Source organism: Micromonospora sp. NPDC049274, assembly GCF_040678875.1.
Taxonomy (GTDB): Bacteria; Actinomycetota; Actinomycetes; order Mycobacteriales; family Micromonosporaceae; genus Micromonospora.
On record NZ_JBFAQS010000005.1, the window covers coordinates 374,849 to 397,464 of the forward strand.

Annotated in this window: 18 protein-coding genes; 7 read left to right on the top strand and 11 right to left on the bottom strand. The window is 69.9% G+C overall.

Annotated elements, in window-relative coordinates:
• Positions 1–16: 16 nt before the first annotated feature.
• Genes AB0K10_RS12810 through AB0K10_RS12820 form a run of 3 tightly spaced genes read right to left on the bottom strand, consistent with a single transcriptional unit; the run spans position 17 to position 3,069 of the window.
• Positions 17–841, bottom strand: a complete 825-nt coding sequence (locus tag AB0K10_RS12810) for a carbohydrate ABC transporter permease (RefSeq protein WP_363682798.1) — start codon at positions 839–841, stop codon at positions 17–19.
• Positions 838–1,809, bottom strand: a complete 972-nt coding sequence (locus AB0K10_RS12815) for a sugar ABC transporter permease (RefSeq protein WP_363682800.1) — start codon at positions 1,807–1,809, stop codon at positions 838–840. Before AB0K10_RS12815 ends, AB0K10_RS12810 begins: the two co-directional genes overlap by 4 nt.
• An 18-nt stretch (positions 1,810–1,827) precedes the next feature.
• Positions 1,828–3,069 (bottom strand): extracellular solute-binding protein, encoded by a 1,242-nt coding sequence (locus AB0K10_RS12820; RefSeq protein ID WP_363682802.1) that lies wholly within the window; start codon positions 3,067–3,069, stop codon positions 1,828–1,830.
• Between the two features lie 301 nt (positions 3,070–3,370).
• Here AB0K10_RS12820 and AB0K10_RS12825 point away from each other — a divergent pair, with 301 nt between their 5' ends.
• Entirely contained in the window at positions 3,371–5,206 is a 1,836-nt protein-coding gene (locus AB0K10_RS12825; RefSeq protein WP_363682804.1) for an RICIN domain-containing protein, read from the top strand.
• Between the two features lie 190 nt (positions 5,207–5,396).
• Complete coding sequence (locus tag AB0K10_RS12830; RefSeq protein WP_363682805.1) at positions 5,397–7,004, top strand: arabinofuranosidase catalytic domain-containing protein; 1,608 nt, start codon at positions 5,397–5,399, stop codon at positions 7,002–7,004.
• A gap of 106 nt (positions 7,005–7,110) precedes the next feature.
• Here AB0K10_RS12830 and AB0K10_RS12835 read toward each other — a convergent pair whose 3' ends face one another.
• Positions 7,111–7,728, bottom strand: a complete 618-nt coding sequence (locus AB0K10_RS12835) for a TetR family transcriptional regulator (RefSeq protein ID WP_363682807.1) — start codon at positions 7,726–7,728, stop codon at positions 7,111–7,113.
• A gap of 177 nt (positions 7,729–7,905) precedes the next feature.
• On the opposite strand from AB0K10_RS12835, the gene AB0K10_RS12840 reads away from it, so the two are divergent.
• On the top strand, positions 7,906–9,546 hold the full coding sequence (locus tag AB0K10_RS12840) for an MDR family MFS transporter (RefSeq protein ID WP_363682809.1): 1,641 nt from the start codon (positions 7,906–7,908) through the stop codon (positions 9,544–9,546).
• Positions 9,547–9,627: 81 nt separating this feature from the next.
• Positions 9,628–10,419: a phosphatase PAP2 family protein gene (locus tag AB0K10_RS12845; protein WP_363682811.1), complete on the top strand. Its 792-nt coding sequence runs from the start codon at positions 9,628–9,630 to the stop codon at positions 10,417–10,419.
• On the opposite strand, the gene AB0K10_RS12850 is transcribed toward AB0K10_RS12845, so the two are convergent.
• A complete protein-coding gene (locus tag AB0K10_RS12850) occupies positions 10,385–10,954 on the bottom strand; it encodes a hypothetical protein (RefSeq protein WP_363682813.1) in 570 nt (189 codons plus the stop codon). The two genes, AB0K10_RS12845 and AB0K10_RS12850, sit on opposite strands and share 35 nt — an antisense overlap.
• Before the next feature lie 442 nt (positions 10,955–11,396).
• Here AB0K10_RS12850 and AB0K10_RS12855 point away from each other — a divergent pair, with 442 nt between their 5' ends.
• Positions 11,397–12,704, top strand: a complete 1,308-nt coding sequence (locus tag AB0K10_RS12855; protein WP_363682815.1) for a cellulose binding domain-containing protein — start codon at positions 11,397–11,399, stop codon at positions 12,702–12,704.
• Between the two features lie 151 nt (positions 12,705–12,855).
• Positions 12,856–15,267 (top strand): ricin-type beta-trefoil lectin domain protein, encoded by a 2,412-nt coding sequence (locus AB0K10_RS12860; RefSeq protein WP_363682817.1) that lies wholly within the window; start codon positions 12,856–12,858, stop codon positions 15,265–15,267.
• 158 nt (positions 15,268–15,425) lie between these two features.
• On the opposite strand, the gene AB0K10_RS12865 is transcribed toward AB0K10_RS12860, so the two are convergent.
• From AB0K10_RS12865 to AB0K10_RS12890, 6 genes are all read right to left on the bottom strand, one after another.
• Positions 15,426–16,919 carry an arabinofuranosidase catalytic domain-containing protein gene (locus tag AB0K10_RS12865; RefSeq protein ID WP_363682819.1) on the bottom strand — a complete coding sequence of 498 codons (1,494 nt, stop codon included), beginning with the start codon at positions 16,917–16,919 and terminating at the stop codon, positions 15,426–15,428.
• A gap of 623 nt (positions 16,920–17,542) precedes the next feature.
• Complete coding sequence (locus AB0K10_RS12870) at positions 17,543–17,902, bottom strand: hypothetical protein (RefSeq protein WP_363682821.1); 360 nt, start codon at positions 17,900–17,902, stop codon at positions 17,543–17,545.
• Positions 17,903–17,912: 10 nt separating this feature from the next.
• The gene (locus AB0K10_RS12875) at positions 17,913–19,667 is read right to left on the bottom strand and encodes a hypothetical protein (RefSeq protein ID WP_363682823.1); all 1,755 of its coding nucleotides are present in this window, start codon (positions 19,665–19,667) and stop codon (positions 17,913–17,915) included.
• A gap of 19 nt (positions 19,668–19,686) precedes the next feature.
• On the bottom strand, positions 19,687–20,865 hold the full coding sequence (locus AB0K10_RS12880; protein WP_363682825.1) for a hypothetical protein: 1,179 nt from the start codon (positions 20,863–20,865) through the stop codon (positions 19,687–19,689).
• A gap of 193 nt (positions 20,866–21,058) precedes the next feature.
• Complete coding sequence (locus tag AB0K10_RS12885; RefSeq protein WP_363682827.1) at positions 21,059–21,391, bottom strand: putative quinol monooxygenase; 333 nt, start codon at positions 21,389–21,391, stop codon at positions 21,059–21,061.
• A 34-nt stretch (positions 21,392–21,425) separates the two neighbouring features.
• The gene (locus tag AB0K10_RS12890) at positions 21,426–21,692 is read right to left on the bottom strand and encodes a helix-turn-helix transcriptional regulator (RefSeq protein WP_363682829.1); all 267 of its coding nucleotides are present in this window, start codon (positions 21,690–21,692) and stop codon (positions 21,426–21,428) included.
• A 102-nt stretch (positions 21,693–21,794) separates the two neighbouring features.
• Here AB0K10_RS12890 and map point away from each other — a divergent pair, with 102 nt between their 5' ends.
• Positions 21,795–22,613: a type I methionyl aminopeptidase gene (gene map, locus AB0K10_RS12895; protein ID WP_363682831.1), complete on the top strand. Its 819-nt coding sequence runs from the start codon at positions 21,795–21,797 to the stop codon at positions 22,611–22,613.
• The last annotated feature ends 3 nt before the right edge of the window (positions 22,614–22,616 follow it).

The following is a 22,616-nucleotide window of genomic DNA, read 5'->3' on the forward strand; positions in this document are numbered from 1 at the left end:
CTGTGGTGCGGGGTGGTCAGTCCTTGACGGCGCCGGCGGTCACGCCCATCGAGACGTACCGCTGAGCCAGGACCAGCAGCACGGCGGCCGGGATGGAGGCGACGACAGCGGTGGCCATGATGGCGTTCCACTGCTGGTTGTTGTTGCCGATGTAGTGGTAGATGCCGAGGGTGATCGGCTGGTGGTCGCCACCGCCGGCGAGGGTCGAGGCGAAGATGAAGTCCGACCAGGACCACAGGAACGCGAACAGCGACACCGTCACGATCGAGTTGCGGCTGACCGGCAGCACGACCGACCAGAAGGTCCGCAGCCGTCCCGCGCCGTCGACCACGGCGGCCTGTAGCAGTTCGTCGGGGATGCCGGACATGAAGGCCGTGAAGATCAGTACGGCGAACGGCACCGCGAGTGTCGTGTCGGCCAGGATCAGGCCCGGCAGCGTGTTGAGCACGCCGAGGGTGAGATAGATGGCGTAGAAGCCCATCGCCATGATGATTCCCGGGATCATCTGGGCGATCAGCAGCAGGAAGCTCAGCGCCGGGCCGCCTGGCGGCCGTAGCTTCGCCAACGCGTATCCGGCGGGGGCGGCGAGCGCCAGGGTCAGCGCGACGGTGCCGAGCCCGACCACGAAGCTGGTGCCGAGGTACGGCAGTTGCTGGTCGAGGACGGCCCGGTAGCCGTCCAGCGTGCCGTTGGTCGGGAACAGGTGCGGCGGACTGGCCCGCATGTCCTGGTCCCGGGTGAACGACACATTGATCATCCAGTACACGGGGAAGAGCATCAGCCCGGTCAGCACCAGACCGATTCCGGTCTTCCACCAGACGCGACGCGGTGACGTTGTCATCGTTGGTACTGCCTCCGCTGGGACCGGATGTAGACGAGCCCGGCGATCAGGGCCATCACGATGAGCAGGTTGCCGACGGCCGCGCCCGGCCCGAACTCCGGCAGCATGTTGCCGAAGCCGAGGCGGTACGACCAGGTGGCGAGCGTTGCGGACGAACCGGTCGGGCCGCCCCGGGTCATGATCCAGATGATGTCGAAGACCTTCAGCGTGTAGATCAGCCCCAGCAGCAGCGTGATCGCGGAGACCGGGCGCAACAGCGGGAAGGTGATCGACCAGAACCGTTGCCAGCCGCTCGCGCCGTCGAGCGCGGACGCCTCGTACACCTCGACCGGGATGGCCTGGAGACCGCTGTAGAGCACCACCAGGTTGAACGGGATGCCGATCCAGACGTTCGCGATGATCACCGAGGTGAGCGACCAGGTCGGCGAGGTGAGCCAGTTGACCGGGTCGATCCCGACGACGCCCAGCGCGGCGTTGACCAACCCCGAGTCGCTGTTGAGCAGCCACGACCAGGTCGAGGCCGAGACGATCAAAGGCAGCAGCCAGGGTACGAGGATCAGCGCCCGCAGGGTGCCCGACAGCGGGAAGTTCTGACGGAAGAAGAGAGCCAGGGCCATGCCGATGGTGAACTGGAAGACGAGTGACGCGCCGGTGAAGACCAGTGTGTGCGTCAACGTCGGCCAGAACGCCGGGTCGGTCAGGACGGTGCGGTAGTTGTCCAGGCCGGCGAAGGGTGCGCCGCCCTGCACGAACGAGCGGACCGTGTACTCGCGCAGGCTCAGCTCGATGTTGCGGTAGAGCGGGTAGGCGTAGAAGGCCAGCAGGTAGACGACTGTCGGCGCCAGGAAGCCCCATGCCAGCCATCGTCCGGGCCGGCGGGTTCGAGGCGCGGGGGGCCCGGGCGGGGCGGCCTTCGCCGCCCCGCCGTGGCCTCGCTTTGTGGTGGTGGTACGTGTCGTGGGGGTCATCGTGTCGGGTCGGCCCGCTTACTTGCTCGTGGCCGAGGCCTGCGCGCCGGTCAACGCCTCCTGCGGCGACTTCCCGCCGCTCAGGGCCGCCTGCACGGCGGTCCACAGGGGTTCGGAGATCTTCGGGTACTTCGTGCCGAGGTTGTCACCGGTGCGGCCCTTCGCCGCGCGGACGGCCTCCACCCAGACCTTGAGCTTGGGGTTCTCGGTCGCCTGCCGGTCCTGTACGGCGGTGACGGGCGCGACGTAGGAGAGCGTCGTGTCGGTGGTGAGGAGATTGTCGGCGTTGGTCAGGCAGGTGACGAGTTTCTGCGACGTCGCGTACCGACCGGTCTTCTTCTGCACCGGGATCGAGACGAACTCGCCACCGGTCGGCGCCGGGGCCGGCCCACCGGCGCTGGCCGGGATCGCGATGGTGCCGTACGAGAAGCCGAGCTTCTCCGCGTTGGCCAGCTGCCAGGTGCCGTTCTCGGCGAACGCGAAGTTGCCGCTGGCGAACTCCTGCCAACTCGTGGTCTGGGTGTTGTTGATGACCGAGTTCGGGGCGAGGCCCTGCCTGAGCCAGTTCGTCCAGAGGGTCAGGGCGGACACCGCCTGCGGCGAGTCCAGGCTGGTCAGCTGCGCGCCCGATCCCCAGAACCAGGGCAGGAACTGGAAGCTGCCCTCCTCGGTGCCGATCGCGGAGAAGGTGATGCCCTTCTTGCCCTTCGCCTTGACCTTCGTCAGCGCCGCGGTCAGGGACGCCCAGTCGGTGACCGAGGCCGGGTCGACGCCGGCGGTGGTCAGCAGGTCCTTGTTGTAGTAGAGCGCGAGGGTGTTCGCCCCGATCGGCACCCCGTACGTCTTGCCCCCGCTCTGGCCGGCGCCGAGCAGGTTCGGCGCCATGCTCGACACGTCCAGCTTGTTCTCGTCGGTGGTGGTGAGCGCCCCGGCCTCGGCCAGTGTCGAGATGACCGGGTTGTCGACGATCAGCACGTCCGGCGAGTTGCCCTGCTGGGCGGCGAGCAGCGCCTTGTTGGTGAGATCGGTGGTGTCGTAACCGGTCCGCTCGACAGTCACGCCCGCCGAGGTGCCGCACTTCTTGAGCAGGGCGACCCAGTCGGAGTCGTCGGCGAACTGCGGATACGGGTCCCAGACGAGGTAGGCCCCGCCGCCGGTGTCGGAGTCGCCGGACGACGACGAGCAGGCGCCGGCGGTCACCGCGGCGAGCGCCAGCACGGCAACGGCGGCCAGGCGTCGCCGTCGGTTGAGTCCTGTCATGTGCTGCCTCACTTAAAGTCGATCGTCAGGTGGGGTGTCGTGGGTTGACCGTCGCGGGCCGGACCACGTCCGACCATGAGGCGAACCGATTCGACGAAACGGTTCGCACGAAGATAGGACCGCCCCTGCTCGCTGGTCAAGGGTTGGGTGAGCTGGCCGGTTGGTGCTGCTGGGAAACACCGCCTTCACCCGATCGTCACTTCATTGACACGAGTGAGTCCCCGACCTACGATCCGTGCGAATCGATTCGCAAGCGCAGCCCTCCGGAGAGCGTCCCCCGCGCCCCACCAAGGAGCCGCCCGTGAAAACCCCGTCCCGCAGCAGGTCGGGGCGAGCCCACGCGCTCGTCGCCCGACTCGTCGTCGGCCTGCTCGCCGCAACCACCGCCGTCACCGTCGCCGCGTCCCCGGCCCAGGCCGCGGACGAGTCGATAAGCGTCAACTTCTCCACGACCACCGGCACGCCCACCTACCGCGCGGCCGGCTGGATCTACGGCATGACCGAGAACGCCAGTGGCCCGCCCGACCACTTCTACCGCGACGTGAACTTCCGCTACATGCGCGCTGGCGGCGCGCAACTGCCCGGCAGTGGCTGGGTCGGCGGAAACTACGATCGTCGCTGGAACGCCACACTCGCCCAGGCGCGTCGGACCGCCGCCCTCGGCGGCCAGTTCATCCTGCTGCCGCACGACCTGTGGGGCGCCGACGGTGCCGGCATCTCCCGCTTCCCCGGCGACAACGGCAACTGGACCGACTACGACAACTTCCTGAGCCGAGTCATCAACGACGTCCGGGCGTCCGGCCTGTCGGTGCAGTGGGACATCTGGAACGAACCCAACATCACCATCTTCTGGAACCGGCCGATCTCCCAGTACCTGGAGCTCTGGCGGCGCACCTACCAGCGCCTCCGGACGGAATTCCCCAACCAGCTCATCGTCGGGCCGAGCTGCGCCTGCGTGCCGTCGACAAACCACGCGTTCTGGAACCAGTACCTGGACTTCGTGCGCTCGACCAACACGGTCCCGGACATCATCAGCTGGCACTCGCTGCCCGGTGACCCGGTCGCCAACGTCGCCGCCGCCAACGCCACCCTCGACCCGCGTGGCATCCCGCATCCGCGCCCGTACCAGATCAACGAGTACGGGGCGTCCAACGAGCAGAACCCGGCCGACGGCGCCTGGTACATCGCGCGTCTGGAGCGGGCCGGCGCGGACGGTCTGCGGGCCAACTGGGCAAGCGCCGGCAACCTGCACAACGACCTCGGCAACCTGCTGATCCGCAACTCGGCCGGCCAGCACCAGCCCAAGGGTGAGTGGTGGGCCTACCGCTACTACGCCTCGCAGACCGGCCAGAACGTCGCGGTGACCGGCAGCCAGTCGTACGACGCGTACGCCACGAAGACGACCGGGGTGGCGAAGGTCCTGGTCGGTGGTGGCCGCACCACCGGAAACCTGAGCGTCAACCTGCAACGTCTCGACACGACGAGTGGTGTCGTGCAGAACAACCAGGTGCGGGTGCTCACGCAGCGCATCCCGTACAACAACGGCGGTGCGGTGCAGGGTCCGATCACGGTCTCCAACAGCGTCGTCACCCTGTCCAACAACAACGCCACGGTGAACCTGGGGTACGGCAACCAGAACGACACGTACACGGTGACCCTGCTGCCGCCCTCCGAAGGAGGCTTCCAGTCGGTGGCAGTGGCCCAGCACTCTCAGCAGTGCCTGGACAACACCGGCCTGAGCACCGCCGACGGCAACGTCCAACAGCAGTTCTACTGCGAGGGCGGCGCCCAGCAGCTCTGGAACTTCCAGCCGGTCGCCGGCGTGGCGAACACGTACACGGTTGTCAACCAGCAGAGCGGCAAGTGCCTCGACGTCAGCGGCGGCTCCACCGCCAACAGCGCCGCCGTCGACCAGCGGACCTGCCAGAACGTGCCCTACCAGCAGTTCACCCTCCGGAAGGTGACCTACTCCGGTAACGACTCGCACGACTACCAGCTCGTCGCCCGGCACAGCGGCAAGTGCGTCGACGTCAACGGGGTCTCCACGGCGGCCCGCGCGACGGTCCTCCAGTGGCCCTGCAACGCGGTCACTCAGGGCAGCCCGCTGAACCAAACCTGGCGGATCTGGGGGCGGTAGGCGGCGCGGAAGAGGTCAGGCGGTGGCCGCCGGCACGGGCGGCCACCGCCGGACTTCCGCCGACCGGGCTTTCATTGACACTCATCGAAAAATGATCCTACGATTGCCGCGACTCGCTTCGGCCGCCCCCGCCACCACCACTCGCGGCGTCGGCACATCCACGCGCTGCCACGACTCCGAGGAGCACCCCGTGCGAACCCCGTCCCCCACCGGGCCCGGCCCGGCCCGCGATCCCATCCCGAGGCATCGCTTCCCACGCCTGGCGGTCCTGGCCAGTGCCCTGGCCGGCGTCCTCGTCCTCGTCACCGTCGGTGCGGCAGCCGGCGCCGGATCGTCCGCCGCCGAGGCCGCCGCCGCGCCGATGGCGGCCGCCGCCATCGCGCCGGGGCAGAGCACCACAATCGTCGGCGCCCCGTCCGGTCGATGCGTCGAGGTCCCCAACTCCAGCACCACCAACGGCACCCAGACCCAACTGTGGGACTGCAACGGCGCGGCCGGCCAGACCTGGACCTGGACGTCGAGCAAGCAGCTCACGGTGTACGGCAACAAGTGCCTGGACGCCTCCGGCCGAGGCACCACCAACGGCACCGCGGCGATCATCTGGGACTGCAACGGCCAGAACAACCAGCAGTGGAACGTCAACAGCAACGGCACCATCACCGGCGTCCAGTCCGGGCTGTGCCTCGACGCCAACGGCGCCGCCACCGCCAACGGCACCAAGCTGATCCTCTGGGCCTGTAACGGCGGCGCCAACCAGCAGTGGGCCTCGCCGACGACCCCGCCGACCACGACCCCGCCGACGACCACTCCGCCGACCACCCCGCCGCCGAGCGGCGCGCGCCCGTGCGACATCTACGCCTCGGGCGGCACCCCGTGCGTGGCGGCGCACAGCACGACGCGAGCCCTCTACGCGACGTACGCCGGCAACCTCTACCAGGTTCGGCGCTCGTCGGACAACACGACCCGCAACATCGGGCTGAACGGCACGGGCGGCACCGCCAACGCGGCGACGCAGGACTCGTTCTGCTCCGGCACGACATGCGTGATCACCGTCGTCTTCGACCAGTCCGGTCGCGGGAACGACCTCTGGTACCAGGGGTCCAGCGTGGTTCCGGGCTCGCCGCAGAGCAGGCCGGCGACCGCTACCACGGAGTCCCTGACGGTGGGCGGCGCCAAGGCGTACTCGCTCTACATCAACCCTGGCAACAGCTACTGGCGCGACGGGCACCTGACCGGCGTGCCGACCGGCGCGGCGCCCGAGGGCATGTACATGGTGACCAGCGGGACCCACGTCAACAGCGGCTGCTGCTTCGACTACGGCAACAGCGAGACGACGCGCAAGGCCGACGCGGCCGGCGCGATGGACGCCATCAACTTCGGCAAGCAGTGCTGGTTCGGCGGCTGCTCGGGCAGTGGCCCCTGGGTGCAGGCCGACCTGGAGTGGGGTCTGTTCCCCGGTGGCAGCAGCTCGTGGAACCCGAACCAGCGGGCGTTCACCAGCAAGTTCGTCACCGCGACGCTCAAGAACAACGGCACGACGCGCTTCGCCATGAAGGGCAGCGACGCCCAGTCCGGAAGCCTCTACACGCTGTGGGACGGCTCGCTGCCCTCGGGCTACAACCCGATGAAGAAGCAGGGCGCGATCATCCTGGGCAGTGGCGGTGACTGCTGCAAGCCCGACGGCGGCGCGAACCTGAGCGCCGGCACGTTCTACGAGGGGGCCATGGTCGCCGGTTACCCGTCCGACGCGACCGAGAACGCGGTGCAGGCCAGCGTGGTGAGCGCCGGTTACCGCTGATCCCGTCGACGGCGGGCCTCGTCCGCCGGCCACCATCGCCCAGCGCGGTGGTGGCCGGCGCGACGGGGCCCGCCGTCGTCGCGCCGCGTCGTCTGCCCGTCGGTGGTCAGGCCGTCGGGTCGCCCGCCGCAGCGCCGGCCGACGGGGGAGCGACCTCCGCGAGCGCGGTTCGCACGATCTCCAGCAGGTCCTGGCCCGGGTGGTCGATCCAGTGCTGGATGGCGACGCGCAGGGCGGCAAGGAAGGTCGCGGTCAGCAGGCGGGAGCGCAGCGCCACCGCCGTCCCGGTGAGCCGATGGGCGAGCTCCGCGGCCAGCTCCCGCTCGATCGCGGTGTACGCCGCCACCTGGTGCGCGGCCAGCCCGGGGTGCCCGCGCAGCTGCCGGCGTCGGGTGAGCCAGCTGTGGTCGCGATCATCCGATGATTCCCTGGTGAACTGTTCGGCCGCCCGGCTCAGCGCGGTCCACGGCGGCTCGCCGTCCGGCCGCTCGTGAACCAACTGCAACAGTCGGCGCAGGCGCACGGTGTCGCCGTGGAAGAGCGCCTCCTCCTTGCTGGAGAAGTAGTTCGAGAACGTCCGCCGGGAGACGTTGGCGGCGTCGGCGATCGCCTCGACTGTCACGCCGTCGGGGCCCTGCTCGGCGGCGAGGCGCAGGGCTGACTCGTGCAGGGCGAGGCGGGTGGCCGCCTTCTTGCGCTCCCGCAGGCCGGTGATCTCGTCCATCGCGCTCAGCGTACGTCGAGTGATCGGCTTCTCAATGGGCAAACTTGCCGATTGGGCAAGATCGGTAGATGCTTGCGTGAGGCAACCAAGTCAGGTGCGCGAATGCGTCCGTGCGTGAACCCCGCGCAGCCCTGACGGCGTCGCCCTCGAAAACCACGACAAGCTGGAGGCCGCGCGATGAGCGCACCCACCACCACGGCCGGCACCGAGCCGATGACCCATCGGCAGACGCTCGAGGCACTCAGCGGTCTGCTGCTGGTGCTCTTCGTCGCGATGTTGAGCAGCACGGTCGTCTCGACCGCGCTGCCAAAGATCATCGGGTCGTTGAACGGTTCCCAGAACCAGTACACCTGGGTCGTCACCGCGACCCTGCTCACCGCGACGGCCACCACCCCGATCTGGGGCAAGCTGGCCGACCTGTTCAACAAGAAGCTCCTCATCCAGGTCGCCATCGTGGTCTTCCTGCTGGGCTCGGTCATCGCCGGCTTCTCGCAGAGCGCGGGGCAGCTCATCGCGGCCCGGGCGTTCCAGGGCATCGGGGTCGGCGGCCTGCAGGCCCTCGTCCAGGTGGCGATCGCGGCCATGATCCCGCCGCGTGAGCGGGGGCGCTACAACGGCTACCTCGGCGGAGTCATGGCGGTCGCGACCGTCGGCGGCCCGCTGCTCGGCGGTCTCATCGTCGACACGTCCTGGCTGGGCTGGCGCTGGTGCTTCTTCGTGGGCGTGCCGGTCGCCGTCATCGCGCTGATCCTGCTCCAGGCGACCCTGCACCTGCCGACGCTGCGGCGGGAGAACGTCAAGATCGACTACCTGGGTGCGAGCCTGATCGCCGCCGGCGTCAGCGTACTGCTGATCTGGATCTCCTTCGTCGACGGCTCGTTCGCCTGGCTCTCCTGGCAGACCGTGGCCATGGTGGGCGGCGCGTTGCTGCTGCTCGCACTCGCGGTCTGGGTGGAGTCGCGGGCCGCCGAGCCGGTCGTCCCGCTCGGCATCGTGCGCCAGCACACCACCGCATTGGCCATCCTCGGCAGCCTCGCGGTCGGCATGGCCATGTTCGGCGGCGCGGTCTTCCTCGGCCAGTACTTCCAGATCGGCCGCGGCTACAGCCCGACGGAGGCCGGTCTGCTCACCATCCCGATGATGGCCGGAGTCCTCGGCTCCTCGATCGTCGCCGGCCGGCTGATCACCCGGACCGGGCGGATCAAGCCGTACATCGTCGCCGGTTCGATCATCCTGGTCGCCGGGTTCGCGCTGCTCGGCACCATCGACCACGAGACGTCGCTCGTCCTGGTCGGTGTCGCCATGTTCATCGTCGGCACCGGCGTCGGCATGACCATGCAGAACCTCGTCCTCGCCGTCCAGAACACGGTGGCCCTCAAGGACATCGGCGCGGCCAGCTCCAGTGTCGCGTTCTTCCGGTCGCTCGGCGGCACCATCGGTGTCTCGGTGCTCGGCGCGGTCCTCGCCCACCGGGTCACCGACCAGATCACGCGCGACCTGACCGCCGCCGGGATCCCCGCCTCCGGCGCCGGCGGCGACAGCAACCTCAACATCACGGCGCTGCCCGAGGGGATCCAGCACATTGTGCGGGCCGCGTACGGTGACGCTACCGGACACATCTTCGGAATCTCCGCCGCCATCGGAGTGGTCGGCGTCATCGCAGCGCTCCTACTCAGGCCGGTCACCCTGCGGACCAGCCTCGACCTGCCGGACGCCGCGACGACGGCGGCGGTCGGCGCCGACGCGGTCGACGGGGCGCCCGCGTTCGACCAGGTCAACGTCGACCCCGCCCCGAAGGGGGCGCCCGACCGGCGCTAACGTCCGACCGCAGCGGGCCGCCACCGTCTCCGGACGGTGGCGGCCCGGTCCACCCGGTGACGTGACTGAATCGAGGCGCCCATGGAGATCGCAGAGCTGGCGGTGCCGCGGCCGGTGGCACCCGGCCGGGCCACTGCGCTGCGCCGCGCGGCGCGCGAACTGCTGCTCGTCGCCACGCTGTTCCTCCTCTACAAGATGGCGCGCATGGCGGTGGCCGGCCGGGTGTCGACCGCGCTGGCCAACGGCGAGTCGATCTGGCACCTGGAACGGCTGACACACCTGCCCGACGAGTCCGCCGTCCAACAGCCTCTGCTCGCGTACGACCTGGTGGCGCACCTGGCCAACAGCTACTACGCGTACGTGCACTTCCCCGCCACGGTGCTCACCCTGGTCTGGTTGTACCTGCGGCACCCGGCGCACTACCTGTGGACGCGTCGCGTGCTCGCCTGTCTCACCGCGGGGGCTCTGGCGCTGCACCTCCTGGTCCCACTGGCGCCGCCCCGGCTCACCGCGCTGACGGGCCTGGTGGACACCGGCCGCCGGTTCGGGCCCACCGTCTACGGTCCACCCGACACCGACACCCTCAGCAACCAGTACGCCGCCATGCCGTCGCTGCACGTCGGGTGGGCGCTGGCCGTGGCCGTCGCGCTGGTCGCGGTGACCCGCGGGCGTCTCCGGTGGCTGTGGGTGGCCCACCCGATCGTCACCCTGCTGGTCGTCGTGGCCACCGGCAACCACTACTGGCTCGACGGTGTGGTGGCGGCGCTGATGCTCGGGGTCGTCCACCTGGTCCTGCCCACGCCCGCCGAGCGACACGTCCGCGACGGCGAACGGGATCTCAACCCACCGGTAAGCCGTACTCGCGCTCGGTGAACAGGTCGACGTCTCGCGGACCCAGGTTCGCGACCCGGCGGGCATGCAGGGCGAGCTGCCGGCGCGCCTCGCCGAGGCGGCGGCCGGCGATCGTCATCTCGTCGGACGCCTCGAACGGCTCGGTCCCGCTGGTCCGCAGCGCGGCGGCCAGCACCGCGTTGAACGCGGTCATGAGTCCGTTTGTCAGCGCGATGCCGTCCTGATCCGCGCGGGTCCAGATCTCCGACCAGGCGGCCTCCACGGTGGCCATGTCCCGGGCCAGCCAGTCGTGCAGAACCATCGGCCCCAGCGGCCGCTGCCCTCCGAGCAGGTCGTTGCCCGCCTCCGGCAGGCCCGATCGCCAGTATCTGGTCTGTCGCAACGCCTCGGCCTTGTGGGCGAGGCGGAGCGCGCCGGACAGCACCAGGACGTACGCCCGCTGCAGCTCGGCCCGCTCCCGCTGGCGCCGCTTGATCCGACTGTGCACCCACACCACGAACAGCGATGCGAAGGCGGTGAGCGCGGAGCCGAGCAGGGCGGCCAGGGTTGAGTTCACGCCGACATGATGCCTGCCGCCGGTCGGCGTCGCGGCGGGGGCTCACCCGGTCGGATCGCCGCCGGGAATCCGCTGCGTCGACAGGTCCTCCGGCTCCACATGTTACCGATAACAAGGCGCGTGTCGGCCGCGCCTCCCGCTGCGATCGAAGGCCCCTACGGCGACTTGTCAGACGTCGTTCGTTACGACTTGACGAACGGCATGTTATCGCTCACAGTCGATGCGAGGCGAACAGCGTCCACGGCCCACCGGGCGGGCCAGCTGATTCGACCCTCGCGATCACGACGTCCCGCAGGGCAGGCGGCCGTCGCATCAGGACTTGTCAGCAGCCGCCGGTGACGTGCGGTGGACGTCGCGCGCCCGTGTGGGAGTCGTCGCGCGGATGACCGTGCGGCACCCCGCCCCCACGGCCAACTGACCCACCGGAAAGAGGGAGTGGTCAATGTTCAGACATCGGTTCAGCTCCGGGCCCATCGCGCTCGCGGCGCTGCTCGTCGTGGCGGCGGGCGCGACCGCGCTCAGCGGTGGGCTCGGCGCCACCACGCCGGTCGCGGACGTGGGCACCGCCGCGGCGACCGCCGGCTGCGGCAAGGCCCCGACGCTGCGCAGCGGTACGCAGACGATCCAGAGCAACGGCAAGAGCCGCAGCTACATCCTGCGGATCCCCAGCAACTACAACAACACCAACCCGTACCGGCTGATCTTCGCGTTCCACTGGCGGGGCGGCACCGCGACCGAGGTCGACTCCGGAGGCACCAGCGGACGACCCTGGTCCTACTACGGCCAACTCGAGCAGTCGAACGACACCGCCATCCTGGTCGCGCCCCAGGGCTTCGGCAACGGGTGGGGCAACTCCGGTGGCGAGGACGTCACCTTCGTCGACGACATGATCCGTCGCATCGAAGGCGACCTCTGCGTCGACACCACCCAACGCTTCGCCCTCGGCTTCAGCTGGGGTGGCGGCATGAGCTACGCCCTCGCCTGCGCCCGCGCCACCACCTTCCGCGCCGTTGCCGTCTTCAGCGGCGCACAGATCAGCGGCTGTAGCGGCGGCACCCAACCCATCGCCTACTTCGGCCTGCACGGGATCACCGACAACGTCCTCAACATCTCGCAGGGCCGCGCGCTGCGCGACACCTTCGTCCGTAACAACGGGTGTACGGCGCAGAGCCCGCGCGAGCCGGCCGCGGGGAGCCGCAGCCACATCACCACCACCTACTCGGGCTGCCGCGCCGGATACCCCGTCCAGTGGGCGGCCTTCGACAACGGCCACATGCCCGGCCCGGTCGACGGCACGTACGCCGAGAGTGGCATCACCACCTGGACCAAGGGCGAGGTCTGGAAGTTCTTCGCCCAGTTCCAGGGCACGACGCCGCCGACCACACCGCCGCCCACGACTGCTCCGCCGACCACCCCTCCGCCGACCACGCCGCCGCCGACGACCCCTCCGCCCGTTCCCGGTGGGTGTGCGGCCTCGGTGTCGTTGAACGCGTGGAACGGCGGGTTCGTGGCGACGGTGAAGGTGACCGCCGGCTCCGCCGGCACGAACGGGTGGGCGGTCGGCATGACGCTTCCGGGCGGCGCGAGCGTCACCAACACCTGGTCCGCCACGGCGAGTGGCAGCACCGGGGCCGTGCGTTTCTCGAATGTGGACTACAACGGGCGGCTCGCCGCCGGCCAGGTCGCCGAGTTCGGTTTCCAGGGCACCGGCAGCGGCGCCGGCCTGACCCCCACCTGCACCGCCAACTGACACACCCGGCGGGCGCCTGACGCACCCGACGCGGGTGGCGGACCGCTCCCGGTCCGTCACCCGCGACGCCACCGGACCCGGAACCGGGACGGCGGCGCGCGGTGTGACCAGGGGGCCGCCGTGCCCCACACCTGTTCCAAGGAGACATCACATGCCAGGAATCACACGTCTGATCCGCCGTTCGTCAACCTTCGCGCTCCTGGTCGCCGGCAGTGTGCTGGCCGCCAGCGGCGTGGTGGGCGGGCTCACGACACCCGCGCAGGCCGCCACCTCCATCACGATCAACGGAGCGTCGGGTGGCCGTACGTTCGACGGGGTCGGCGCGGTCAGCGGCGGCGGCGGCAACAGTCGCCTGCTGATGGACTACCCCGAGCCGCAACGCGGCCAGATCCTCGACTACCTGTTCAAGCCCGGCTACGGCGCGGCGCTGCAGATCCTCAAGGTGGAGATCGGCGGCGACACCAACTCCACGAGCGGGTCCGAGCCGAGCCACTCCCACTTCCGCGGCGATCTGAACTGCGACCGCGGTTACGAGTGGTGGATCATGGAGCAGGCCAAGGCCCGCAACCCGAACATCAAACTCGTCGGGCTGGCCTGGGGTGCGCCGGGTTGGATCGGCAACGGCAACTTCATGTCCCAGGACTCGATCGACTACCACCTGTCGTGGCTGGGCTGCGCCCGGCAGCACAACCTGACGATCGACTACCTCACCGCCGCCCAGAACGAGCGCAGGTACGACGCGAACTGGACCATCAGCCTGCGTAGCGCGCTCAACAACAACGGCTACGGCAGCGTCAAGCTCATCTTCGGCGACGACTACCCGGGCAGTTGGAACCCGGCCAACGTGGCCGTGAACAACGCCGCGCTGCGCAACGCGATCGACGTCATCGGCGGTCACTACCCGTGCGGCTACCTGGCCGCGCAGACGACCTGCACGGTGTCGGCCAACGCGACAGCCACCGGCGAGACGCTCTGGAACAGTGAGGGCGGCTCACAGGACTACAACGACGGCGCCAAGCCGCTGGCGCGGGGCATCAACCGGGGCTACCTCGACGGGAAGATGACCGCGTACATCAACTGGAACCTGATCGGCGCGACAACCCCGAACATCCCCTGGGCCACCGTCGGGCTGATGCTCGCCAACCAGCCCTGGTCGGGCTGGTACGCCGTCGGCAAGAACACCTGGACCGTCGCGCACACCACCCAGTTCACCGCGCCCGGCTGGAAGTACCTCGACTCGTCCAGCGGCTATCTCGGTGGCGTCCGCAACAACGGCAGTTACGTGTCGCTGAAGTCGACGAACAACTCCGACTACACCACCGTCATCGAGACCATGGACGCGACCGCCGCGCAGACGCTGAACCTCAACGTCACCGGCGGCCTGTCCACGTCGGCGGTGCACGTGTGGTCGACCAACCTGAACTCCTCCAACACCGCCGAGCACTTCGTGCGCGGCGCCGACATCACCCCGTCCGGCGGCGCGTACTCGCTGACCGTGCAGCCCGGTCGCATCTACACCATCACCACCACGAGCGGCGCCGGCAAGGGTACCGCGACCAGCCCGTCGCAGGGCCAGCTCGGCCTGCCCTACAGCGACACCTTCGAGAGCTACCCGGCCGGCAAGCTGGCGAAGTACCTGCAGGACAACCAGGGCGCGTTCGAGACCGCGACGTGCGGCGGCGGCCGGACGGGCATGTGCCTGCGCCAGGCGTCCCCGATGGCGCCGATCACCTGGAAGACCCTGGCCGACCCCAGCACGTACGGCGGCAACCTGAACTGGAACAACTACACGGTCTCGGCCGACGTCATGCTGGAGAAGTCCGGCTACGTCCAGCTGGAGGGGCGGGTCGGCAACCAGACCCTGGACCCGGTCAGCGCCCAGAACGCCTACTTCCTGCGCGTCACCGACGGCGGGGCCTGGTCGATCCTGCGCAACAGCACCAGCAACCAGCTCACCACCCTGCGCAGTGGCAGCGTCGCCGCTCTCGGAACCAACCGGTGGCACACCCTCGCTCTCGGCTTCTCCGGCAGCACCATCACCGCCACCGTCGACGGTGCGACAGTCGGCACGGCCACCGACTCGGCGTACTCCGCGGGTCTGGTCGGTTTCGGGACCAGCCAGGGCCAGACCGCGCAGTTCGACAACCTGAACGTCGTCGCCGGTGCCGGCGGCGGCAGCACGGCGGCGCTGCGCAACACAGGCGCCGGTAGGTGCCTGGACGTCCCGTCGCAGTCGCAGACGAACGGCACCCAGGTGGCGTTGTGGGACTGCAACGCCGGCGCCAACCAGCAGTGGTCGTCGACCGCCGGCAAACAACTCCAGGTGTACGGCTCGAAGTGCCTGGACGCCGAGAGCGCCGGGACGACCGCGGGCACCCGGGTGATCATCTGGGACTGCAACGGTGGCACCAACCAGCAGTGGAACGTCAACACCGACGGAACGATCACCGGGGTGCAGTCCGGCCTCTGCCTCGCACCGAACGCGGCCGGTACGGCCAACGGCACCCAGGTGGTCCTCGCCACCTGCAACGGCAGCAACAGCCAGAAGTGGACGCGGAGCTGAGGACGTACCCCATCTCGTCGATGGTGGCGGGTGGGGTGCGCTCGCGGCGCACGGCCTGAACGCACGAGTGGCCCGGCTCGGGATTGTTCCCGAGCCGGGCCACGTGGCGTAGCGGACCTGGTCGCGGCCCCCGCCGCCCGGCGGGTGGCCGCGGAGCCTCAGCGGTAGCCGGCGGCGACGATGTTCGCCTGCACCGCGTTCTCGGTCGCGTCGGACGGGTAGCCGGCCACCATCGCGCCCTCGTAGAAGGTGCCGACACTCTGGTTGGAGTTGTCGATGCAGCAGTCGCCACCGCTGCCCAGGATGATCGCGCCTTGCTTCCTCATCGGGTTGTAGCCCGAGGGCAGCGAGCCGTCCCAGAGCGTGTAGAGGTTGCCGGACTGGGCGTTGCTGCCCTTGATGGCGAAGCGCGTCGTGCCGTTGTTCTTGAGCGTCGCGGTGACGAACTTGCTGGTGAACGCCCGCTGGTTCGGGTTCCACGAGCTGCTGCCACCGGGGAACAGACCCCACTCCAGGTCGGCCTGCACCCAGGGACCGCTGCCGGAGCAGCCGCCGAACCAGCAGCTCGTGCCGAAGTAGATGGCGTCCATGGTGCCCCGGCCGTCGGCCCGACGGGTGGTCTCGCTGTTGCCGTAGTCGAAGCAGCAGCCGCTGTTGACGTGGGTGCCACTGGTCACCATGTACATGCCCTCCGGCGCGGCCCCGGTCGGGATGCCGGTCAGGTGCCCGTCGCGCCAGTAGCTGCTGTTGCCGTTGATGTAGAGCGAGTAGACCCTGTTGCCGCCGACAGTCAACGACTCCCGGGTCGCGACCGCGGGCTGCACGGCGCCCCCGATCCCGCCCGCGCCCTGGTAGCCGAGGTTGTTGCCCCGCCCGGACTGGTCGTAGATCACCGTGATCACGCACGTGGTGTTCGCGCAGAAGCTGTCCTGGGCGGCGGAGTTGGCCCGTCCTCCGGTGCTGAGCACGCCGATGGTGCGGGTGCTGTTGTCCGAGGATCGACGTACCTGGTAGAGCGAGCCGTTGTAGGAGGCGTACAGGGCGCGGGTGGTGCTGTGCGCCGCGACGCAGGGCGTGCCACCGGCCGTGTAGATGTCACAGGGCAGGGTCGTGCTCGGCGGCGGTGTGGTGGGCGGCGGGGTCGTCGGGGGCGGGGTCGTGGGTGGGGGCGTCGTGGGTGGGGGTGTGGTGGGTGGCGGTGTGGTGGGTGGGGGTGTCGTCGGGCCCACGTCTCCCGTACAGGTGGTGCCGTTCAGGGCGAAGGAGGTCGGCACGGGGTTGCTGCCGGTCCAACTGCCGTTGAAGCCGAAGCTCGTGCTGCCGTTTGTGGAAATGGCGGCGTTGTAGGGGGCATTGGTGACGGCGACGTCGCCGCCCGCCTGGGTGAAGCTGCCGTTCCACAGTTGCGTGACGGTCTGGCCGGCGGCGAAGTTCCAGGTGAGGTGCCATCCGGTGACGGCGTCACCCAGGTTGGTGACGGTGACGTTCGCACCGAAGCCACCCTGCCACTGGGAGCTGACCGAGTAGGTGACCTGGCATCCGGCGGCGGCCGCCGAAGCGCCGGTCTGGGTGAGGGCGGCGCCGACGAGCACGAGTGTGGCGGTGCCGACGGCGAGCGCCGACCGCCGGTGCCGGGGGTGTCTGATTCGCACGTGCTCTCCTCATCGGTGAGGTTGACGATGTCGCGGGGCCAGTCCCGTTCCCCCTGCTCGGGCCCGGACTCTGAGCAGGGGGAACGGCGGGACGTGGCCCGGTCTGCGGCCGCGTACGGCGACGCCGAGGCCGTCCGGCGCCGGGGTGCGCCGTCGGTGACGGTGTGGTCGGCGGACCAGAGGGTTCTGCACGCGGCGTTACGGTTGCCGGTCACCGCCCACGGTCCTGCCCGGGGACGCGGAGGTGATCGATGAAGATGGCCTGGAATCGTCCGGCCCTCGGCGCGAGTCGCCCGGTGGTGATCGTGGGCCGTCCCGTGCCGGCCGCAATCCACCCGCCCCACGCCGCGAACGATGTCGACCGCACAGCCGGGACCAGCGGTTACAGGCCCTTCGTGACGGTCAGATTACGCTCCGATATCGACGGTCGTCGGCAACGTTAGCGTTAACAGGATGGCATGTCTATAGATGTCCATCGGTATATTGCCCGCTCTGCTTCCTGGTCGGTGGCGCTCGGCGCTCCGCGCCTGCGGCGGGCCGTTGGCCCACCTCCCGGCAGTGCCTCGCACCGACGCGGGCGCGCTCGGCGCGGCCGGGCCGGTCAGCTCTGCTCACGGCGCAGGTCAGAGTGGCCAGTGCTGGGAGACGATGTCGATGGCGCCCCGGATCACCTCGGCAAGCGTTCCGCCCACCGTGGCCAGGGCCGCCAGGATCTCCAACGAGGTCAGCACCGGCGTGCGGTCCGGCTGCCGCTGCTCACGGGCCGCCTCGATCGCTGCCACCTCGCGGCTGGCGCGATCCGGGTCCTCGAAGTCGGCGACGTGCTCCTTCAGGGTGCGCAGCAGCGCGTCGAACCGCTCGGCGAGGTCGTTCGTCCCGTTGTATTGCACGAAGACGGCATTGTCGCTCGCCATCGCCTGCTGACCACCAAGGATCGTGTTGTGGAACACGACCGACCGGGGTGGCTGATCCGGGTCCGCCATCCTGGGCCTCCTAATTGTGCTGCTCGAACGTGACGTGGGAGCTGCCCATCGCCTGCTGACCGCCGAAGATGGTGTTGACGTTGCCGAAGATGTTCTGCACCTGGGACGCGCGCTGCACCAGATCGCCGGTGTCCAGGCCACGTTCGGTCAGGAACGAGGCGACCGCCTCCAACACGGCCCGCTCCAGGAGCTTTGTGTACTTCCATTCGTCGAGCAGTTGCAGGTGCTTGACCGCGGCCGGCTCGGCGACGAGTTGGCGCACACTGACCCGGGCGCCGTAGTCGTGCGTCCGGAACTGCTCGCTCGCGGCGAGAGCGTCGTCCATCCGGGTCTTCATGCCCCGCTCGTGCCGCAGTCGCTTGACCAGGTTCCAACCGCTGAGCACCGAGTCGGTCACCATGTTCGCCAGCACGTCACGCGCGATCCGGACCGTCGACTGCTCGGGGCGTAGCCGGTCGACGAGCGCGTACCGGGCCTTGATGGGATACATCACTGTGGTGACGAACTCGACATAGAGCAGCCCGCCCTCGACGGCGGCGTGCACGAACGCGGAGATGTCGATGCCGAGGTCCTGCTCGGGCAGTACGAGCCGCCCGTCGGCTGTGTGCAGCGGCTTCCCGGCACCGCTGACGACGATCCGGTCGTAGTAGCGCAGCCCGCCCTGCGGATGCCGGACGATCACGTCGATCACCTCTTCCGAGGCGCGGCTGCGCGGCATCCCGGTCGCCGGGTCGAGTAGCGGGTCACCCTGCCGGCGTACGCCGTCCGCCACGATGTGCGGCACCAGCGAGAGCCCCGGCACCCGGACGGGACGGGGCAGCGGTTCCTCCCGCATCCGCCGGATCGCCGCCCGGACGTGCGCGGTGAGCGCCGGTCCCAGCTCCGCCTGGTCGATCGGCGGGGCATCCGTGCCGGCGGCCCGGCCGAGGGCGGGACGCACCGGAATGGCGTACGACCAGCCGTGCTCCGCCGCGCCGCAGCCCAGGAAGGGGTCCCCCTCCTGGACTGTGATGTTGCCGTACTGGGCACGGGCCACCAGGTCGAGTCGGCGGGCAACCCGTTCGTCGGGCAGGGTCGGCAGGACCGGTGGGATGCCGGGGCGCAGCTCGTCGGTCAGGATCTGGTGGGTGGCGCGTTCGAACCGGACGAGGACGGCGAGCGTGGCCGCGCCGAGCAGGAGTGGCATCCAGGCCAGGAAGCCGAAGAGGCCGGCCGTCATCCTGGATCGCAACGCCTCGACCAGTGCGTCGGCACTGAGATCGGGGCCGGAGCCCAGCAGGGGGCCGGCGAGGAACGCGAGGCCGTCGGACAGACTGAACAGGGGCAGCACGAGCGCCAGGCCGCCACTGCACACCACGATGGTGATCAGCGTTCCGAACAACAGGAAGCGGGCGGGCAGGGACAGCGTGCGCGCTTCCCGAGAGCGCGCCAGCAGCACGGTGAATCCGAGCACCAGCCAACCTACGGTGGCGCTGAGCGAGGTCACCACACCGATGACGAGCAGGGCGAACAGCATGGCATCGCGGGTCAGGTAGCGGTGCCGTGCCCGGAAGCAGTGCCGGACGACCGCGTTGAGGTCGAAGCCGAACGAGAGCGCGACGGCACGCCGCTCGTCCTCGATCACCTCTCTGATCACCGTGTCGGCGTACGACTGGTCGAGGTAGGCCGCACCACACAGGCGCCGTGTGGTGTCGGACAGCAGCGGTGGCACCTGGTACGACGGGAAGTCGAAGTGGTCGGTCTGCGGCGCCTCGGTCACCGTCACGTCGTCATCTCCCAGCTCCCTAGATTTCCTTGCTGGTGCGCGTGGGCAACCCGCACGAGAGGGCGATCGGGTTCCACAGGCGCAGAAATTCGTTCTTGGCCTTCTGGGACTGCTCGGAGAGCTGATTTCCCCGCCGCCAGTTGGCGTCGAGCGAGCAGCCGGAGCTGATGGAGCGTCGCGTCCAGGCGGCGAACGCCGCGTCGGCGTCCCCGGCGTACGTGAAGGCGGAGACCAGGTGGGACCGCATCGCCGGGCCGTCGCCGAGCGCGTCGACGGTAAGAGCTCCGGCCTGGTCACGTTGGGCGCGGCGTTCCCGCGTGACGCCGTCCAGCAGAGCGAGCGACCGGCTCAGGTCGCGGCACTCTCCCACAGCCGCGATGGCGGTGGCCAGGTCGCCGCGGGAGGCGATCGACTCCGACAGCAGGGCGTCCACCACCTCGGCCTGCGCACGTCGCCGCGCGTCCGGGTCGTCGCTCGCTGTCGGTGTCGGCGTCTCCACGCCGGAAGCCGTCGTCGGGACCGGGTCGGGCGTCGGCGGCGTCTCGGTGGACGTCCCCTCGTCGGCGGTCGGGGTCGCCGAGGTGGACGTCGCCTCGGAGACGGCCGCGGACAGCGGCACGGTCATGCCCGCGACGAGCGCCACCGCGACGGTCACCACCACCGTGGGCACCAGGAGTTGGAGCCCTCGCCGCAGGTCACCGTCACGGCCGTCGCCACTGGAGGCGCGCGCCCACAGGTAGCCGGGTGACTCGGGTACACCCCGGACGGCCGTCAACAGGTAGATGGCGACAGCCAGCGCGGCGAGCACGTAGTGCCACGAAGCCAGCCGACCCGGCACCTCGGACGGCTCCTCGGCGCCCCGGGCGAGGGCGACCAGCAGCAGCACCAGCACCCAGCCGGCGAACAGCAGCGCGCACACCAGCAGGTCCCACAGCGGGGGTGGCACGCCCGGCCGCGACGACGCGCCCGGTGCCTCGCCGACGACGGGCGACGCGCCCGGGAGTTCCGTCGTGAGAGGCGGCGTGACCGTCGGCTCGGTCGCGAGGGGCGCCGCGTCGGGTGGTTCGGTCGCGACGGGGACCGCGCGGGGCGGAGACTGCTCCTGCGGCACGGTGGCCGCGCCGGGCAGGGCCGAACCGCATCGTTGGCAGGTGGGGAGGGCCGCATCGGTGTCGGCCCCGCAGGCGACGCAACGCATCGATCACCGCCTTCCCCGGCAGGCGCTTGTCACGATGGACATTAGCGACGAGATCGATGTCCGACATCCTCCACCCGGGCCGGTCACGCCGATCGCGGATATCCGACAGTCCCCAATGGAGAGACCGGCCTGGGTCGGCGAGGATTGCCGAGCGGATCCGGCGCGAAGTGGCCCGGCCGGCGTCGGCCTGCGGTCAGTGGGCCTCGGGTACGGCCATCTCGCCGAGCAGCGACCAGTCCTGCTGGCCCACCGTGGCGTTCACGATGCGCGGCGTCTCGGCCAGGTGCGGCGGAAGCGTCTCCCGCGCCGCGTGGAAGTGGTCCGACTGGACGTGCGCCGCGCCTGCCTCGTCGTCGCGGAACGCCTCGACCAGGACGTACTCCGTCGGGTCGTCCAGGCTGCGGGACCAGTCGAACCACAGGCAGCCGGGCTCGGCCCGGGTCGCCTCGGTGAACGCGGCGGCGATCTGCGGCCACTGGTCGGCATGCTCGGGCAGCACCCGGAACTTCGCGGTAATGAAGATCATGGCCTCAGGCTACCCAGCGTCGCCGACCGAGCGCTCAGGACGCCTCGCGGAGGCGCAGGTCGGCCAGCCACACGTCGGCCAGGTCGCTGAGCGCGACGCCGAGGACCTCGCTGAGGCAGACCACGGTGCCGAACGCGGGTGCCGGAAGCCGGCCCACCTCGATCTTGCGCAGCGTCTCCGGTGACATGCCGGCCGCCAGTGCCACCTCGACGAGACTGCGACCGCCCCGCGCGACCCGAAGCGCCGCCCCGAGGCGTTGCCCCGCGGCGATCTGTTCCGGTGTGAGGGGTGGGCGAACCATGTGAGCAGGATAGATGCGCCCGCGCGGACCGGCAATGCCGACCCGCCGACCCCTCCGACCCACGTGGTATAAATATACCGCACCGAGAGGGAAGGGTTGATCGTGATCGAGCTGAAGACCGCCGCAGAAGTCGATCGAATGGCCGTAACCGGCCAGTTCGTCGGCGAGCTGCTGGCCGAGCTGCGTGCGGCGGCGGCCGTCGGGGTCAACCTGCTGGACCTGGAGCGCCACGCCCGCAGCCGGATCAGGGAGCGGGGCGCCGATTCCTGCTACTGGGACTACACGCCGTCGTTCGGTCGTGGCCCGTTCCGCAACGTCCTGTGCCTCTCGGTCAACGACGCCGTGCTTCACGGCCTGCCGCACGACTACGTCCTGCGCGACGGTGACCTGCTGAGCATCGACATGGCGGTCGCGATCGACGGCTGGGCGGCCGACTCCGCGCTGTCCGTGATCGTCGGCACCCCCGATCCGGCCGACCTGAAGCTGATCGAGGCCACCGAGGTCGCGCTGGCGGCCGGCGTCGACGCCGCGCGGCCGGGTAACCAGCTCGGCGACATCTCCGCCGCCATCGGCGAGGTCGCCCGCCGGTACGGCTACCAGGTCAACGACGAGTTCGGCGGGCACGGCATCGGCCGGACCATGCACGAGGCCCCGCACGTGCCCAACGACGGCCGACCCGGGCGGGGCATGAAACTCAAGCCCGGTCTGACGCTCGCGATCGAGCCATGGTTCTGCCGCAGCACCGGCAAGATCAAATTCGATCAGGACGGGTGGACGATCCGGTCCGCGGACGGCTCGCGCTCGGCCCACTCCGAACACACGGTCGCGGTCACCGAGGCCGGCCCGCGGGTGCTGACCAACCGCCCCGACCAGGGCGTACGACCGGACAGCCGCAGCGGGCAGTCGGCCGCGACGTCCTGACGA

Bases quoted from the DNA above. Each gene is read 5' to 3' on its own strand.
- AB0K10_RS12890 (WP_363682829.1), bottom strand. From the start codon at position 21,692: ATGGTTCGCCCACCCCTCACACCGGAACAGATCGCCGCGGGGCAACGC.
- AB0K10_RS12835 (WP_363682807.1), bottom strand. From the start codon at position 7,728: ATGGACGAGATCACCGGCCTGCGGGAGCGCAAGAAGGCGGCCACCCGC.
- AB0K10_RS12870 (WP_363682821.1), bottom strand. From the start codon at position 17,902: ATGGCGGACCCGGATCAGCCACCCCGGTCGGTCGTGTTCCACAACACG.
- AB0K10_RS12810 (WP_363682798.1), bottom strand. From the start codon at position 841: ATGACAACGTCACCGCGTCGCGTCTGGTGGAAGACCGGAATCGGTCTG.
- AB0K10_RS12820 (WP_363682802.1), bottom strand. From the start codon at position 3,069: ATGACAGGACTCAACCGACGGCGACGCCTGGCCGCCGTTGCCGTGCTG.
- AB0K10_RS12860 (WP_363682817.1), top strand. From the start codon at position 12,856: ATGCCAGGAATCACACGTCTGATCCGCCGTTCGTCAACCTTCGCGCTC.
- AB0K10_RS12880 (WP_363682825.1), bottom strand. From the start codon at position 20,865: ATGCGTTGCGTCGCCTGCGGGGCCGACACCGATGCGGCCCTCCCCACC.
- AB0K10_RS12815 (WP_363682800.1), bottom strand. From the start codon at position 1,809: ATGACCCCCACGACACGTACCACCACCACAAAGCGAGGCCACGGCGGG.
- AB0K10_RS12885 (WP_363682827.1), bottom strand. From the start codon at position 21,391: ATGATCTTCATTACCGCGAAGTTCCGGGTGCTGCCCGAGCATGCCGAC.
- AB0K10_RS12840 (WP_363682809.1), top strand. From the start codon at position 7,906: ATGAGCGCACCCACCACCACGGCCGGCACCGAGCCGATGACCCATCGG.
- AB0K10_RS12855 (WP_363682815.1), top strand. From the start codon at position 11,397: ATGTTCAGACATCGGTTCAGCTCCGGGCCCATCGCGCTCGCGGCGCTG.
- AB0K10_RS12845 (WP_363682811.1), top strand. From the start codon at position 9,628: ATGGAGATCGCAGAGCTGGCGGTGCCGCGGCCGGTGGCACCCGGCCGG.